The sequence below is a fragment of the Caballeronia sp. PC1 genome (genome assembly GCF_021353155.1).
In the GTDB taxonomy this organism is placed as follows: Bacteria; Pseudomonadota; Gammaproteobacteria; order Burkholderiales; family Burkholderiaceae; genus Caballeronia; species Caballeronia cordobensis.
The window spans coordinates 1,140,511-1,157,007 of sequence record NZ_JAJUBH010000003.1 but is presented as its reverse complement, the minus strand read 5'-3'; the positions used below and the strand labels follow the sequence as shown (position 1 = coordinate 1,157,007).

Genomic DNA, 16,497 nt, shown 5'->3' with positions numbered 1-16,497 from the left:
CTGTGTCTCACGAATGTCATTGGTCGATGCTGAGCGACACGCGGCGCGCGAGCGTCGCGGCAAGGCCCGCGCAATGCGGCGTGGCGAAAACGTCCTGAATGGCGATGTCGAAGCCCGCTCGGCGCGCCGCATCGACAAAGCGCACGACGGCGAACGAGGTCGCGCCCGCTGCGAACAGATCGTCGTGCGGCGCGACGGTCTGGCCGTCGAACAGTTCGCGCCAGATGCCGGCGAGTGCGCGGGCTTCGCTCGTGTCCTCATCGTGTGCCGCCGCTACAACGGCGTGTCCGGCATGCGCGAATGCGACTTCGATTGCGCCGAATGCATCGTGCGGCGCGTGCGCGAATCGTTCGACGGTCGCGAGATAACGCTTCGCGAGGGCATCGACGAATGCGCCATCGACACGTTCGTTCGCGTATGAAAACGCGCAACTCACGCGGCCGTCCGGATACTCGGTGACGTCCAGTTCGAGATCGAACACCACGCGATGACGCACGTCGTCGAAGCCTTCGATGGCAAGGCCCGCCCAATCGCGCGCGGCCATCGCGGCGGGGCGAAGGTAGTTGAACATCACCTGAAAGAGCGGATTGCCCGCGCCGGGCCGCTGCGCATTCGCCGCGGCGACGACCTCGGCGAATGGCACGTCGGCGTGCGCATAAGCGGCGAGCGCGGCGTCGCGCACGCTGGCAAGCAAGCTCGCGGGCGTGTCGCCGCCGGCGATGCGCGTGCGCACGACGACCGCGTTGATGAAGAGCCCGAGCGCGTCGCGTGCGGCGTCGCCGGTCGATTCACGGGTCGATGCGAGCACGCCCACAGGCTGATCGGCCGCGCCCGTCAAACCGTGCAGCGCGGCGTTCAATGCCGCGTGCAGCAGCATCGGCAGCGTGGCGTGGCATTCCATCGCGAGCGCGCGGGCGCGGGTGACGAGCGCATCGTCGAGATCGAACGCGATACGGCTCGCGAACCATTGCGGATCGTCCACACGCCCCGAGGCGGGCGCGGGCAAGGCGATCGCGGGCAATTCGCGCAGCGCATCGCGCCAGAACGCGAGCCGCGCGCCCGTTGCGGACGACGGCAGCACGAGTGCATGCGAGGCCCGCTCCGACACCGACGCGCCCTTTTGCAAGGCAACGTAAGTCGCGCGGATATCGTCGAGCCACAGATCGATCGATGTCCCGTCCGACACGATGTGATGCACGACGAGCGACAACACGTGATCGTCGTCGGCAATGCGCAGCAAACGCGCGCGCCACAGTTGTTTCGCGGCGGCGAGATCGAACGGCGTGAGCGCGTCTTCATCCGTCATGCGCTTCGCTTCGTCGATACGGCCCGCCAGATCGATCGCCGGCAATTCGAGGCGCGACATCGGCGCGATGCGCTGGCCGGGCAATGCGCCCTCGCGTTCCACCAGTTGCGTGCGCAACGCCGGATGACGCGCGGCGGCTTGGGCAAGCGCCTCGCGCAGCGCATCGGCATCGAGCGGGCCGCGCATGCGCACCGCGACCGGAATGTTGTAGGCGGCGCTTTGCGGCTGCGCGCGCCACAGGAACCACAGGCCGAGTTGCGCCGCGGAGAGCGGCCATACGCCGTTTTCATCGGGCGCGAATGCGGTTTGCACGGCGTCCGCCGCGCCTTCGCACACGCTCGCCTGCAACACGCGCTTCGCATACTGCGACAACACCGGCGTCTCGAACAACGCGCGCACCGGCACATCGCGGGCGAGCGTCTCCGCAATCCGCGTCACGACGCGCACCGCCGCGAGCGAATGCCCGCCCAGTTCGAAGAAATGATCCGCGCGCCCGACGCGTTCGGCATTCAGCACCTCGCGCCATATCTTCGCGAGTGCGGCTTCCACGCCCGCCGCTGGCGCTTCGTAGATGCGTTCCTTTTTCGGCGGCTCGGGCAGCACTGCGCGATCGACCTTGCTGTTCGCGTTGCGCGGCAACGCATCGAGCACGACGATATGCGCCGGCACCATGTAATCGGGCAGCGTGCGGCGCAAGTGCGCGTCGAGTTCGGCGGCATCCGCGGCGCGGCCCAGCGCGGCGCGTTCGCGCGCATCCGCTTTCAGTTCGACATAGGCGACGAGCGCCGCCTGCGCGCCCTTGCCGCGGACCACGGCGCAGGCCTCGCGCACGTCGTCGTGCGCGGCGAGTTGCGCCTCGATCTCGCCGAGTTCGATCCGCAAGCCGCGCAGCTTCACCTGATGATCGACGCGGCCGATGAAATCGAACACGCCATCCGCGCGGCGGCGCACGAGATCGCCCGTGCGATAGAGCCGCGCGCCCGGCGCGCCGTAGGGATCGGGCACGAAGCGTTCGGCGGTCAGCGCGGGCCGGTCCAGATAGCCGCGCGCCACACCCACGCCCTCACCGCCGAGATACAGCTCGCCGATCACGCCGACCGGCAGCCGATGCAAACGCTCATCGAGCACATGCGCCGTGCGCGCGCCGACGAGCGTGCCGATCGGCAGATACGCGCAATCCGCGAGCTTCGCGGGATCGTCGCCGGGATTGAACATCCACAGCATCGGCGTGATGACGGTTTCCGTCGGACCATAACCATTGACGATGCGTGCATTCGGAAACGCGCGGCGCATCAGCGCGAAGGCTTCGCGAGAGGTCGCTTCGCCGCCGACCGTAATCGACTTCAACGTGGGCGGCGCACCGTGCACGAGCGCCCATTCCGCGAGCTGCGTCGCGCAGCCGGGCGGCACGTAGGTCATCGTCACGCCTTCCTTGTTCATCAGCTTGCAGGTGAGCGCGGGCGGCCACAGCGTATCGGCCGTGATCGCGACGGCTGCGCCGCAGATGTACTGCGAAAACCAGCCCTCGTGCGCGCCATCGAAGTTGACGGACTGGAACAGCATGAAGGTGTCGTTCTGCGTCGCGCCGTAGCGTTCGGCGATGGCCACGCAGTGCCGCGCGAACGAACCGTGATCGACGATCACGCCCTTCGGCTTGCCCGTCGAACCCGATGTATAGATCGCGTAGGCCGCCTGTTCGGGTGCCACTTCGGGCAACACGATGCGCGACGTTTCATCGTCGGCGTAGAGGGATTCGTCGTCGAGCAGCAGAATGCGCGCGTTCGCGGGAACGGGCAGCGCCTTCAGGCTCGCGCGTTCGGTCACGATGTGCTCGATGTGCGCGTCGTCGAGAATCTGCGCGAGACGTTCGCGCGGATGGCTCGGATCGAGCGGCACGAACGCGCCGCCCGACTTCAGCGCGCCGATCAGGCCGACGAGCAGATCGACCGAGCGCCCGAGCGCGACGCCCACGCGCGTCTCCGCGCGCACGCCCGCATCCACGAGCCGTTGCGCGATACGTGCCGCGCGCGCATCGACTTCGCCGCGCGTGAAGGCGCGCGCCATGTCCGCGACGCCGCGCGCATCGGGCTTTGCACGCGCATGGCGCGCGATGCGTTCCTGCACGGAGACGAACGCTTGCACGTTTGCGGGCGCGTTGCGATTCCACGCGTCGAGTTGCGCGCGTTCGTCGTGCGGCAGCCATTGCAGATCGCCGACGCGCGTGTCCGGCGCATCCAGCGCAGTGCGCAACAGTTCGACGAAGCGCCGCGCGAGCCGCTCGATGGCGTCGGCATCGAAGAGATCGAGCGCATAGATGAACGCCGCGGCCAGCGTGCCGTCCGCGCGCTCTTCGAAGTTTGCGGTGAGATCGAACTTGGCGAACGGCGCGCCCGAGGGCAGTTCGGTCGCGCGTACATCGGCGAAGGCGGGCAGCGCGCGCCGCGCACCGTAGGCAGCCATCACCTGAAAGAGCGGATGATGACTCGCGCTGCGCGCGACGCCGAGCGCTTCCACGACCTGCTCGAAGGGCACGTCCTGATGCGATTGCGCATCGACGAGCGCGCCTTGCGCCGCGTCGACGAGGGCCGCGAACGGCTGCGACGGCTCGACGCGCGCCGCAAGTGTCAGCGTGTTGACGAAAAAGCCGATGAGCCCCGCCGTCTCCGCGCGCTCGCGATTCGCGGCGGGCACGCCGATCTGAATATGCGCTTCGCCCGAGGCCCGCGCGAAAAGCGCATCGAGCGCCGCGAGCAGCACCGCGAACGGCGTTGCGCGGCGCGCGTTGGCGAACGAACGCAAGCGCGCGGCGAGCGCGGCATCGAGCGCGAAGACGTGACGCGCGCCGCGTGCGCTGCGCTCGCCGGGACGCGCCGCGGCACCGGGCAGCATCAACACGTCGCGCGACGGATCGAGCCGCGCGCGCCAGAAATCGAGCTGACGGTCGCGCTCGCCCGCGTCGAGCCAGCGGCGCTGCCAGAGCGCGTAATCGGCGTACTGGATCGGCAACGGTGCGACCGAGACCGCCTCGCCCCGCGCATAGGCGCGATAGAACGAGGCCAGCTCGGCCAGCGCGATATCGGCGGACCAGCCATCGGACACGATGTGATGCGTCGTCAGCGAGAGCCAGTGCGTGTTCGCGTCGAGCTTCACGAGATGCGCGCGCACGAGCGGCGCATGCGCGAGATCGAAGGGACGCGATTCGTCGGCAAGCGCAAGGGCTGCGGCGCGCGTCTCACGTTGTTCAACAGGAGTGTGCGTGAGATCCACCGCTTGCCACGGACAGCGCATCGGCGCATGCACCGTTTGCAGCACGCCGTCCGCGCTTTCGGCGAAGGTCGTGCGCAGCGCTTCGTGGCGCGCGATCAATGCATCGCATGAAAGACGCAGCGCGTTCGCATCGAGCGCGCCGTCGAGCCGCAGCCGTTCGGTGATGTGATACGCAGCGGGCTCGTCGATCATGCGCGCGTGCAGCCACAGACGCGTCTGCGCGAACGATGCGGCCACGCTCGATTCGCATGCGTCACCTCGCGCGCGCGGCGGAATCGGCAGCATGCGAAAGTCGATGCCCGCGTCGGCGAGCCGCGCGACGAACACCTTGCGCTGCGCATCGGGCAACTGCGCGAAGCGCGTCGCGAGCGAAAGCAGATCGGGTTGGGTGATGCTCATTGGGTCTCCAGTTCACCGAGCAGGGCGTCGATGGCGCTCGCCGCGTCATGCGCGCCGCCTGCGGCGTTGCGTTGAGTCAGCGCCGCATCGATCGCGGCGGCGCAGCGTGCGAGCGTGCGTTCGTCGAAGAGCGTGCGCAGCGGCAGCGTGAGCGACCAGTGCAGATTGGCTTGCGCGTTTGCCTGCGTCGCGAGCAGCGAATGGCCGCCGAGCGCGAAGAAATCGTCGTCGCGTCCGATGCTTTCCGTGCCTTCGATAGGCAGCACGCGCTGCCAGATCGCGGCCAGATCGCGTTCGGTCTGCGTACGCAGCGGCTCGACGGTGCGCTGCGTGCGTGCCGGCGCGGGCAAAGCGTTGCGGTCGCACTTGCCGTTCGGCGTGACGGGCAGCGCATCGAGCGCGATCACATGGGCGGGCGTCATATACGCGGGCAGTTGCGCACGCAGCGAATCGAGCACGGCGGTTTCATCGAACGATGCGGGCGTGGCGCACGCGATGTAGCCGATCAATTGCTCGTCGCGCACGATAACGACGGCATCGCGCACGTTCGGCTCGGCGCGCAGGAGCGCTTCGATTTCGCCCGGCTCGATGCGCTGTCCGCGCAGCTTCACTTGCGTATCGATGCGCCCGAGATAGTCGAGCGCTCCGTCATCGCGCCGGCGAGCAAGATCGCCCGTGCGATAAAGACGCGCGCCCGCGACGAACGGATCGGGCACGAAGCGCTCGGCCGTCAGCGCCGCGCGTTCGAGATAGCCGCGCGCAAGACCCGCGCCGCCGAGATACAGCTCGCCGATTGCGCCTTCAGGAACCGGATGCATGGCCGCATCGAGCACATGCAGTTGCAGGTTCGCGATCGGATGACCGATGGGCACCGAAGGCGCATCGATATCGCTTGCGCCGCACGTCCAGTGCGACACGTCGATCGCCGCTTCGGTCGGACCATAGAGGTTGTACAGGCGCGCATTCGGCAAGAGCCTTGCGACGCGCGCGACGAGTTCGGGCGCCAGCGCCTCGCCGCTCGCGACGATGCGTTCGATGCTCGTGCAACGCGCCGCCTCACCGAACTCGTCGAGATGCGCGACGAACGCCGCGAGCATCGACGGCACGAAATGCAGTGTGCTCACGCGATGCGCTTCGATAGCCGCGACAAGGCGCGCCGGATCGCGATGATCGCCGGGCGCGGCGATGGCGAGCGTAGCGCCCGTCGCGAGCGGCCACACGAACTCCCACACGGACACATCGAAGCCGAACGGCGTTTTGTGAAGCACGACATCGTCATGCTTCAACCGATACGCGTCCTGCATCCACGCGATGCGGTTCGCGAGCGCGCCATGCGTATTGCCCGCGCCTTTCGGCTTGCCTGTCGAGCCCGACGTATAGATGAGATACGCGAGATGCGCGCCGGTGACGTCGATGGGCGCTTCGAGCGACGCATCGTTCTGCATGAGCGCGCCGATATCGACAACGCGCGCGTGCGCCGCCGCCGCTTCGACCCGCTCGCGCAAGTGCGCTTGCGTCAGCACGACGGCGGGCTTCGCATCGTCGAGCAGGTAGGCGATGCGATCCGCCGGATAGTCCGGATCGATCGGCAGATACGCCGCGCCTGCCTTCAACACGCCGAAGAGCGCTACGACCATGTCGAACGAACGCTCGACGCACAACGCGACCGCCGTGTCCGGCGCGACGCCCGACGCGACGAGCGCCGCCGCGACGCGATCCGCGTGCGCGTTCAGTTCGGCATACGTCATGCGATGCAAGGCGCCATCGTGAGCGGCCATTTCGAGCGCGATCGCATCCGGCGCGCGCTGTGCCATGCGTTCGAATTGCCGGTGCAGCGGCGCGTTTTGCACATCGCTCCATGTGTGCGCCGTCGCATTGAACCGCGCATGTTCGGCGGCGAGGGAGATCGCGCCGAGCGGTGCGTCCGCGTCGGCGGCGAACGCATCGAGACAGGCCGACAACGCGTGATGCAAGGCGATCACACGCGATTCGTCGAGACGCGCGGCGTCGTAGCCGTAATCGATAACGATCGACTCGCCCGCCTCGATGACGAGCGTCAGCGCGAAATCGGTCGCTTCGATGTTGCGCAGATCGCGCATCTTCAGCGCGCGCGCATCGCCCCCCGCCCAGGCTTCGTCGACGGGATAGTTCTCGAACACGACGAGCGTATCGAACAACGCGCCGCCGCCCTGTCCCGCCCAGCGCTGAATCTCCGCCAGCGGCGTATGCGCGTGTTCGTGGGCCGCGGCGTTATCCGCCTGCAATTCGCGCAGCCACGCACTCGCCGCACGGTGCGGCAGCGGCGCGGTGATGACCGGCACGGTGTTGATGAAGAGACCGAGCACGCTGTCGATATCGGTCAGCGCATCGGGACGGCCCGCGACCGTCGCGCCGAACGCGACGCTCGTGCGATGCGTCATGCGCTGCAATGCGAGCGCCCACGCCCCTTGCACGAGCGTGTTGAGCGTCACGCGCAGACGGCGCGCGGTGTCGGCGTAGCGCGCGGCCGTCGCGGCATCGAACGTGCCGCGCCATGCGCGATGATCGTCGAGCGAGGGTGTAGCGCTGGCCTCGCGTTGCGCGATGCGTGTCGGTTCGTCCAGACGTGCGAGCCGTTCGAGCCAGAACGCTTCATCCGCCTGCACGTCGCGCGCGGAGAGCCACGCGATGAAGTCGCGATAACGCGCCTTGACCGCATGCGTGGCGAACGGCTGCGCGCGCGGCGGTTCGATGTAATCGCGCAGCACGTCCGCGAACATGCGCGCGGTGCTCCAGCCGTCGAGCAGCAGATGATGCCGCGTCCACACGATGCGCCATTCGTCGCCGCTCAGGCGAATCAGCGTGACGCGCATCAGTGGCGGCGATGCGAGATCGAAGCCGCGTGCGCGGTCCTGCGCGAGCCATGTTTCGAACGACGACGCCGCGTCGGCGCGCTCACGCCAGTCCAATACGTCGAACGGCATGCGCGCCTGGCGGTGCACGATCTGCATCGGCGCGGCTTCGTCGTGCGTGAAGCCGGTGCGCAGAATGTCGTGACGCGGCTCCGCTGCCTCGAACGCCGCGCGCAGGCGTTCCACGTCGGGCGAAACGAGCGTCGCGACGAGCTGGTTCACGTAGGTCGATTGCTCGGGCGCGAGCAGCGAATGAAACAGGATGCCGTGCTGCATCGGCGACAGCGGATAGATATCGGTGACGCGGCGCAGATCGGCCGGCAGGCGATCGAGCGCCGCTTGCGTCAGGCCGCCGTCACGCGCGAGCGGGAAGTCGCCCGGCGTCGCGCCCGCGCCCCTTTGCGCGACGCGTTCAGCGCAAGCGGCGACGATATCGGCGAGCGCTTTTTCGAAGCGTTGCGCGAGGCCGTCGATCGTCGCACGCTCGAATTGCGTCGAGCCATACACCCAATGCAGCCTGAGCGTGCGCTCGCCGCGGTCGTCGATATACGCGTGAATCGCGAGCGCGTTGCCAAGCGGCCCCGCCGGATCGCGCTCGCAGCCCGCACCGCCGAAACGCGGCGTGAAGGCCGCATCGCGCGCGTCGTGCGACTCGAACTGGCCGAGATAATTGAACGTCACGCGCGGGCGCGGCAACGCTTCGAGCGCGGCGCGTGTCGCATCGTCGCCGTAATGACGCAGCACGCCGAAGCCGAGGCCTTTATGCGGCACCGCGCGCAAGGTGTCCTTCGTCGCGGCGAGCGTGGCCACGGGCGATGCCTCGGCGCGCACGCATACCGGATAGTGGCTCGTCAGCCAGCCGAGCGTGCGGCTCGCGTCGATATCGTCGAGTAGCGCTTCGCGGCCATGTCCTTCCAACTCGATCCGGCACGTCTCGCCGATCGCATGCGCGAGCGCCGCGATCAGCACCTCGACCGTCTGCGTGCGATACGCGATGTTCGCATCGGCGAGCGCGGCGCGGGTGAGCGTGGCATCGATCGTCTGTTCGATCACAACGGCGTCGGCATTCGTCGCCTTCGCGTGCGGATGATCGACACGCAAACCGTCGAGCAACGACGCCGTCGAAGCCCAGTACTTCGCTTCGCCGGCAAACGCCGAGTGCGGATCGCGCGCCGCTTTCACAAGACGCGCGGCCCATTGTGCGGCTGTCGCGCCGGTGCGCGTGAGGCTCGCGATGCCGCGCGTTTGCGCCGCGCGATAGGCGCTTTGCAGATCGTCGAGCAGGATGCGCCACGACACGCCATCCACGATCAGATGATGAATCGCGAGGTAGAGCTTCGTGCGCCCGTCCGGCAGCGATGCCGCGAGCGCGCAGGCAAGCGGCCCACGCGAAAGGTCGAGCGTGCGCTGGATCGCGTCGAACTGCGCGAGCGCATCGGCATCGTCGTTCGCGGTGACGGCGGCGAGCGGCAACGCATCGAATGCCTTCGACGCAAGCACCATGCGCCCGTTCTCGAAGCGCTGCCTGAAGATCTCGTGATGCGTGAGCAACGCATCGAACGCACGCGCGAACGCGTCGAGATCGAACGAGGCATGCGCATCGAACTCGATCGACTGGTTCCAGTGGCCGCGCTGCGGAATGTCGAGCGCGAAGAAGCGCAGTTGCGCGGGCGTCAGCGTGTCTGCGGCTTCGTTCACTGTCGGCGCGGGTGCCTTTGCATCGATCGGTTTGACCACCTGTGCGAGTTGCGCGACGGTCGCGTTATCGAAGATCTGCTTGGGCGTCGCACGCAAGCCGCGTTTGCGCAGACGCGCGATGACCTGCAGCACGAGAATGGAATCGCCGCCGAGTTCGAAGAAGTTATCGTCGCGGCCAATCTTCTTCGCCTTCAGGACGTCCATCCACACCGAAGCGATCGCTGCTTCGGTCTCGCCTTGAGGCGCATCGCCCGATGCAGTGGCTTCGGCTGGCTTCATCGCGATCTCGCGCAGCGCGGCGCGGTCGATCTTGCCGTTGGCCGTCACGGGGAGCGCGTCGAGCACGAGGATCGATGCGGGCATCATGTAGTCGGGCAAGCGCGCGGCGAGCGCATCGCGCAACACGGCTTCGTCCTTGACGGAGCCTGTCGCGAACGTCGCGAGTTGCAATCTGCCGTCACGCTCGACGGGCAATGTTTCCGCTTGCGTCACGCCTTCGATCGCACGCAGCGCCGCGCTCACTTCGCCCGGCTCGACGCGATAGCCGCGAATCTTCACCTGATCGTCGAGACGGCCGAGAAACGCGATGTGGCCATCCGCGAGAAGACGCACGCGGTCGCCGGTGCGATACAGCCGCTCGCCATGCGCGAACGGATGCGGCACGAAGCGTTCCGCCGTGGCGGCCGCGCGTCCGAGATAGCCGCGCGCCACGCCCGGCCCGCCCAGATACAGTTCGCCGATGCCGCCCGGCGGCACGCGTGCGCCAAGCGCATCGAGTACGTAAGCGCATGCGTTCGGCAATGGACGTCCGATCGGCACGCCCTGCGCATCGCGTTCGATGCCCGCGAATGCGCTCGCCTCGCAGGCGATCGCGCCGACCGTCGCTTCCGTCGGCCCATAGTGGTTGATCACGCGGCACGCGGGCTTCAACGCCTTCACGCGATCGACGAGCGCCCACGGCAGCGTTTCGCCGCCCGTGACGAGCGCATGCGAAGGCAGCACGTCGGCGCTCTGCTGCGCTTCGAGCAAGGCATGCAGATGGCTCGGCACGATCTTCAGGACGCCCACTTCGCGCGCGCGCATTTCGGCGGCGAAAAGATCCGGATCGAATGCGCAGCGGGCGGGCAGCAAATGCAGCGTGCGGCCCGAGCACAATGCGCCGAAGAGCGTCGTGTGACCGAGATCGGCGGCGACGGTCGAGACCATCGCCATCGATGCGCCGGGCGCGAAAGCGAGTTCATCGAGCATGCCCTGCACGTAGTCGGCCAGCGCGCGATGCGGCACGGCCACGCCCTTGGGCGCACCCGTCGAGCCCGATGTGAAGATGACGTAAGCGGTTTGCTCCGGCGCGGGCTGCACGCGTGGCATCGCCGCGTTGGCGAGCGATGTATCGTGCGCGAGCGTATCGGTATCGAGCAACATCGCGTTGCCGAGCGATCGCGGCGCGTTGCCGTCCGCCATCGCGACGAGCGCGAGACGCGCGCCGCATGCTTCGATGGCCGCATCGAGCCGCGCTTGCGGCATCGACGGATCGAGCGGCGCGGCATATGCGCCCGCTTTCATCGCACCGATCAACGCGACGACGAAGCGCGCGGAACGCTCGATGCATACCGCGACCGCATGTTCCGCCCGCGCGCCGCGGTGACGCAACGCAAGCGCGATGCGGTTCGATGCATCGTCGAGTTCGGCGAAGGTCATCTGCGTGGAGGCGTCCGCGAGTGCGATGCGGTGCGGCGTCGCGCTCGCATGCTGCGCGATCAGCGCGAGGATATCGCTGGCCTCGACGCTCAGCGCGCGGCCTTGCCGCTCCGCATCCGGCGTCGTGCAATCGAGCGATGCGATGGCACGCGACGGATCGCGCACCGCATCCGCGACGAGCGCCGCGAAGCTCGCGAGCCAGGCCTGCGCGGTCGTTTCATCGATGCAGTCGAGCGCGTGCGCCGCGACGAGTTCGATGCCGTGCGCATCGTCGGTGAAATCGAGCGCGAAATCGAAGCGCGCGGCGAGATCGGGGCCGGGCGTCGCGATCGCGGTCGCATTCGGCAGCGTCGCCTTCAGTTGCGCATCGAACTGCTGCGCGAACTTCACGCGCAGCCATGCGTCGCCTCGTGCGACAGGCGGTTTCACCGCGTCGAGCACGCGCTCGAAGGGCACGTCCTGATGCGCGAATGCGTCGAGCGCATGACTGCGCACGTCATCGATCAATGCGGAGAATGTGCGGCGCGAATCCACGCGCGCACGCAACGCCAGCGTATTCAGGCACAAGCCGATGAGGCCCGCCGTCTCCGGCCGCTGCCGATGCGCCACGGGCGCCGCGACGACGAAATCGTTTGCTCCGGTGAGCCGGTGAAGCCACGCGTCGAACGCGGCGAGCAGCACGACGAACGCCGACGTGTGCGTCTCCCGCGCGAGTTCGCGCAACGCGTTCGATGTATCCGCGGACAAGCGCAACGACACGCGTGCGCCGCGATGATCGCGCGTGGCGGGACGGGCGCGGTCGCAAGGCAGCGCGAGCGGTTCGGGCGCGGCATCGAGCGCTTTACGCCAGTACGAAAGCTGGCGCTCGCCCTCTTCGCTGGCGACCACATCGCGCTGCCATTGCGCGTAATCCGCGTACTGAACCGGCAGCGCGGGCAACGCGGGTTCATCGCCTTGTACATACGCGCTATACGCTTTCGCAAGCTCGTCGAAGACGATGCGCGAACTGTAGCCATCCGTAATCGCGTGATGAGCCGTGAGCATCAGGCGATGCGAGTCCTCGTCGAACGTGACGAGCGTCGCGCGCAACAAGGGGCCGCCGGACAGATCGAACGCTTCGCTCGCGTGCGCGTCAGCGGATAGTTCGGGGCTTGCTTGTTCGATCGTCACCGGCAGCGACGCATGAATGCGCTGCATGACAATGCCGTCGTCATTCTCGACGAGCGTCGTGCGCCATGCCTCGTGACGATCGATCAGATGATCGAGCGCGCGTTGCAATGCACGGACATCGAGCTTGCCGCTGATAGTCCAGTGGCCCGCGATGTGATACGCCGAGCCCGCGTCTCTCGTCTGCGCAAGCGCCCAGAAGCGTTGCTGCGCGAACGAAGCGGGCCTGTCGATGAAACGCGCGTTCGCCGTGCGAACGCTTCGCACGATCGCCACGCCGTCTGCTTCCCGCTCGCTCGCATCGATCGATGCGGCAAGCTTCTCCAGCGTGGGATCGTCGAAGATCGCATCGAGCCGCAGATTCACGCGCCATTCGATACGGATGGCGGCCTGCAATTGCATCGCCGCAAGCGAATCGCCGCCGCGCGCGAAAAAGCGATCGGCCCGGCCGACAGGCGCGGCATCGTCGAGAATGCGCTGCCAGATCTGCGCGAGACGGCGTTCGGTATCGGCCTCCGGCGCAACGATGTCGCGTGCGGTCGATGCTGACGCGGCCTGTGCCTTCAACGCATCGCGGTCGAGCTTACCGTTGAGCGTATAAGGCAAGCGCGCGAGCCGCACGAAACGATGCGGCTGCCACGCCGCGGGCAAGTGTTCCGCGAGATAGCTTTTCAGCGCGGCATCGGTCGCGCTTTCGTGGGCGAGCACGAAACAGGCGATGAGTTGCGTGCGGCCATTCGTCGATTCGGCGAGCACGGCGGCATCGCGAATCGATGGATGCGCGCGCAGGCAGGCCGCGATTTCCGCGGGCTCCACGCGCACGCCGCGAACCTGCACCTGATCGTCGATGCGGCCAAGATAATCGTAGGCGCCGTCGGGACGTTGGCGCGCGAGATCGCCCGTGCGATAGATGCGCGCGCCCGGCGCGCCCGATGCGTCCGGCACGAAGCGCTCGGCGGTCAGCGCGGCGCGTCCGTGATAGCCGCGCGCGATGCACGCGCCGCCGAGCAGCAACTCGCCTTCGTCGATGCGCGCGACACGCTCACCGATCACGCCTCCGATAGGCAGCGCCGCGTAAGCATCGGCATCGCCGAGATCGGGTGTGACATGCGGCTCGACCGGCCACAGCATCGGCGAAATCACGGCTTCGGTCGGACCATAGCCGTTGATGAGACGCTGCGCGGCAAAGACGCGCCGCACACGCGCGAACGCTTCGCGCGACAGCGCCTCGCCGCCGAACGCGAGCACGCGCAGCGATGCCGGCACGCCTTTGCGCTCGGCGACGGCCGCGAATTCGCGCAGATAGGCAGGCGGAAACGCGGCCACGTTCACGCGCTCGCGTTCGATCAGCGCGTGCGCCGCATCGGGCGCGAACGGCGGCGGCGCGGTGATGACGATGCGCGCGCCCACCGCGAGCGGCGCGAGCCAGCATTCGTGCGCGGCATCGAAATTGACCGATGCGAAGTGCAGCAGGCTATCGCCTTCGCCGATGCCGAGCGCCTGCGCGAGCGCATCGCAATGCGCGGCGAGCGGACCGTGCTCGACCACGACGGCTTTCGGCGTGCCGGTCGATCCCGACGTGTAGATCATGTACGCGGCCGCGCGCGGATGCACGGGCGTGTCGCGATCGAGCGCGGGGGCATCGGCGCGGTCGTCCTGCACGTCGAAGCATCGCGCGAACCGCGCGCGCATCGCCTCGCCGGCGTGTTCATCGACGATACCGTGCACGAGGCCCGCATCCTTCGCGATCCAGTCGAGCCGCGCAGCGGGATGATGCGGATCGAGCGGCACGAACACGCCGCCCGCCTTCAGCACGGCGAGGAGCGCGACGAACAGTTCGCAGGAACGCTCGACGCACACGCCCACGCGCACTTCAGCGCCGACGCCCGACGCACGCAGCCGCGCCGCGAGACGGGACGCGCGGGCATCGAGTTCGCCGCGCGAAAGACGCGCGTCGTCGTGGGCATTGAACGCGAGCGCGGGCGCATCGGGTTGAACGCGTGCGAGCGCTTGAATACGAAGATGAAGCGCGGTCGGGAAACTCGTCATCGGCATGAATTCCTTGGGTTCTGTCCGCATCGGCAATTGCTGCGGCATGAACGGGGCGCCGCTCAAAATGCGGCTTCACTCGGGATGACGAATCGCGCGAAAGAATTTTTACCGCGCAGTTTTTATGCGCTCCATCCGCTAAAGATTCGCCGCGCTGAAACGTCTCTATGTAGAGGCGCATTCCAGCGCCGCCTTTCTTACTTCAGCGATGCCTTGCCAATGACCGCCATACACGAGCCTTCAAGTTCTTCCGCGACGCAAAAGCCCGCCGCGCGCCTGATCCTCGCGCTGCTCAAGCGCTCGCGCGGCGCATTCGGAGTCGCGCTCGTCGCGTGCGTGCTGAACGGCATCGCGAGCGTGATGCTCGTCGCGACGCTCAATCGCGCGCTATCGACGACCGCATCCGCCGATGCCTCACTCGCATGGCGCTTTGCGTTGTGCGCGGTGGTTGCGCTGATTACGCGCGTGATCTCGGGCGTGCTCTTCGCGCGGCTCTCGCAGGACACGATGGCGCAACTGCGCGAGCATGTCGCGCGGCGCGTGGCGGCAGCCGAATTGCGCGATGTCGAGCGTATCGGCGCGGCGCCCGTGCAATCCGTTCTGACCGACGACGCCACCAATGTATCGATGCTATTCTTCGCGCTGCCGAACATCGTCATGCACGGCTCGATCGTGTTCGGATGCCTCGGCTATCTCGCGTGGCTCTCGTGGCCGGTGTGCCTGCTCGCGCTCGCGGCAATCATCACGGGTTCGCTCGGCTATCACCTGGGCGACAGGCGCGCGATCGCGTCGCTCGAAGCCGCGGGGCAATCGCAGGACAAGCTCTTCGGCTATCTCGGTTCGCTCTTTGCGGGCGCGAAGGAGCTGAAGCTGCATCGCGCGCGCTCGCAGCAGTTCGTCGACGGGCAGCTTGGCGCGGCGATCGGTGAAGTGCGCGATCATCGCCGGCGTGCGTTCAGCGCGTATGCGGTCGGCGTCGGCTGGATCATCTTTCTGTTCTATGGCTTTCTCGGCGCGGCCGCGTTCTGGCCATCGCTCGGCGTGCGCGCCGATGCCGCCGCGACCGCGGGCTATGTCGTCGTGTTTCTCTTCATGCTCGTGCCGCTCGACGGCCTGCTCAACAACATTCCGACGCTGAACGCTGCGCGCGTGTCGCTCGGGCGCATCGAGAAGGTGATGGCGGAGTTCGGCAGCGTGCGCGTGCAGGCCGCGCCGGTTTCATCGGCGAAGGACGCGGCCTTCGAAACGCTCAGCATGCGCGGCGTCACGCATTCGTATTTTCATGAGCGCGACGAGCGCATGTTCCGTATTGGCCCCGTCGATCTGACGTTCAGGCCGGGCGAGCTCGTGTTCATCGTCGGCGGCAACGGCAGCGGCAAGACCACGCTCGCCAAGGTGCTGACGGGCCTCTACGAGCCGGAGTCCGGCGTGATCGAAGTCGATGGCAAGCCGGTGGCCGAACACGCGCGCGCGGCGTATCGCGAGCGCTTCACGGCGGTGTTCAACGATTTCCATCTGTTCGATGCGCTGCTCGGCATCGTCGATCCGAACGATGCGTCGCGCGCGGCGGCGGATGCGCGCGCCAATGCGCTCGTCGCCAGGCTCGCGCTGGATCACAAGGTGAAGGTGATCGACGGCGCGTTCTCGACGCGCTCGCTTTCCACGGGGCAGCGCAAGCGGCTGGCGCTCGTCGTCGCTTATCTGGAAGACCGCCCGCTCTATCTCTTCGATGAATGGGCGGCGGACCAGGACCCCGCGTTCAAGGCGGTGTTTTACGAGCAATTGCTGCCGGAGTTGCGCGCGCGCGGCAAGACGGTGATCGTCGTGACGCACGACGACCGGTACTTCCCGATCGCGGATCGCGTGCTCAAGCTGGAAAACGGCATGGTGGTGAACGAGACGCGCGGCGGCGGCGTGCGGGCCGCGGCGGTGGATGACGTGCCACAAGGAAACGGCACGGAGGGGTAAGCGAACACGAAAAGGGCCGCGCGAAGCGGCCCTTTTTGCATGCGCGACGTCCAG

General features: G+C 67.5%; 3 protein-coding genes. 1 reads left to right on the top strand and 2 read right to left on the bottom strand.

Annotated elements, in window-relative coordinates:
- Positions 1 to 16: 16 nt before the first annotated feature.
- Both LY284_RS29810 and LY284_RS29805 read right to left on the bottom strand, forming a co-directional pair.
- Positions 17 to 4,972, bottom strand: coding sequence for a non-ribosomal peptide synthetase (locus tag LY284_RS29810; RefSeq protein WP_233389708.1), 4,956 nt, complete (start codon positions 4,970 to 4,972; stop codon positions 17 to 19).
- Entirely contained in the window at positions 4,969 to 14,475 is a 9,507-nt protein-coding gene (locus LY284_RS29805) for a non-ribosomal peptide synthetase (RefSeq protein WP_233389707.1), read from the bottom strand. Before LY284_RS29805 ends, LY284_RS29810 begins: the two co-directional genes overlap by 4 nt.
- Before the next feature lie 219 nt (positions 14,476 to 14,694).
- Between LY284_RS29805 and LY284_RS29800 the strand changes: the two genes are divergently transcribed.
- Entirely contained in the window at positions 14,695 to 16,443 is a 1,749-nt protein-coding gene (locus LY284_RS29800) for a cyclic peptide export ABC transporter (protein WP_233389706.1), read from the top strand.
- Positions 16,444 to 16,497 lie beyond the last annotated feature (54 nt).

What these genes read in the sequence shown, in the direction of transcription:
- LY284_RS29810 (WP_233389708.1), bottom strand. Translation starts at nt 4,972, where the DNA reads ATGAGCATCACCCAACCCGATCTGCTTTCGCTCGCGACGCGCTTCGCG.
- LY284_RS29805 (WP_233389707.1), bottom strand. Translation starts at nt 14,475, where the DNA reads ATGACGAGTTTCCCGACCGCGCTTCATCTTCGTATTCAAGCGCTCGCA.
- LY284_RS29800 (WP_233389706.1), top strand. Translation starts at nt 14,695, where the DNA reads ATGACCGCCATACACGAGCCTTCAAGTTCTTCCGCGACGCAAAAGCCC.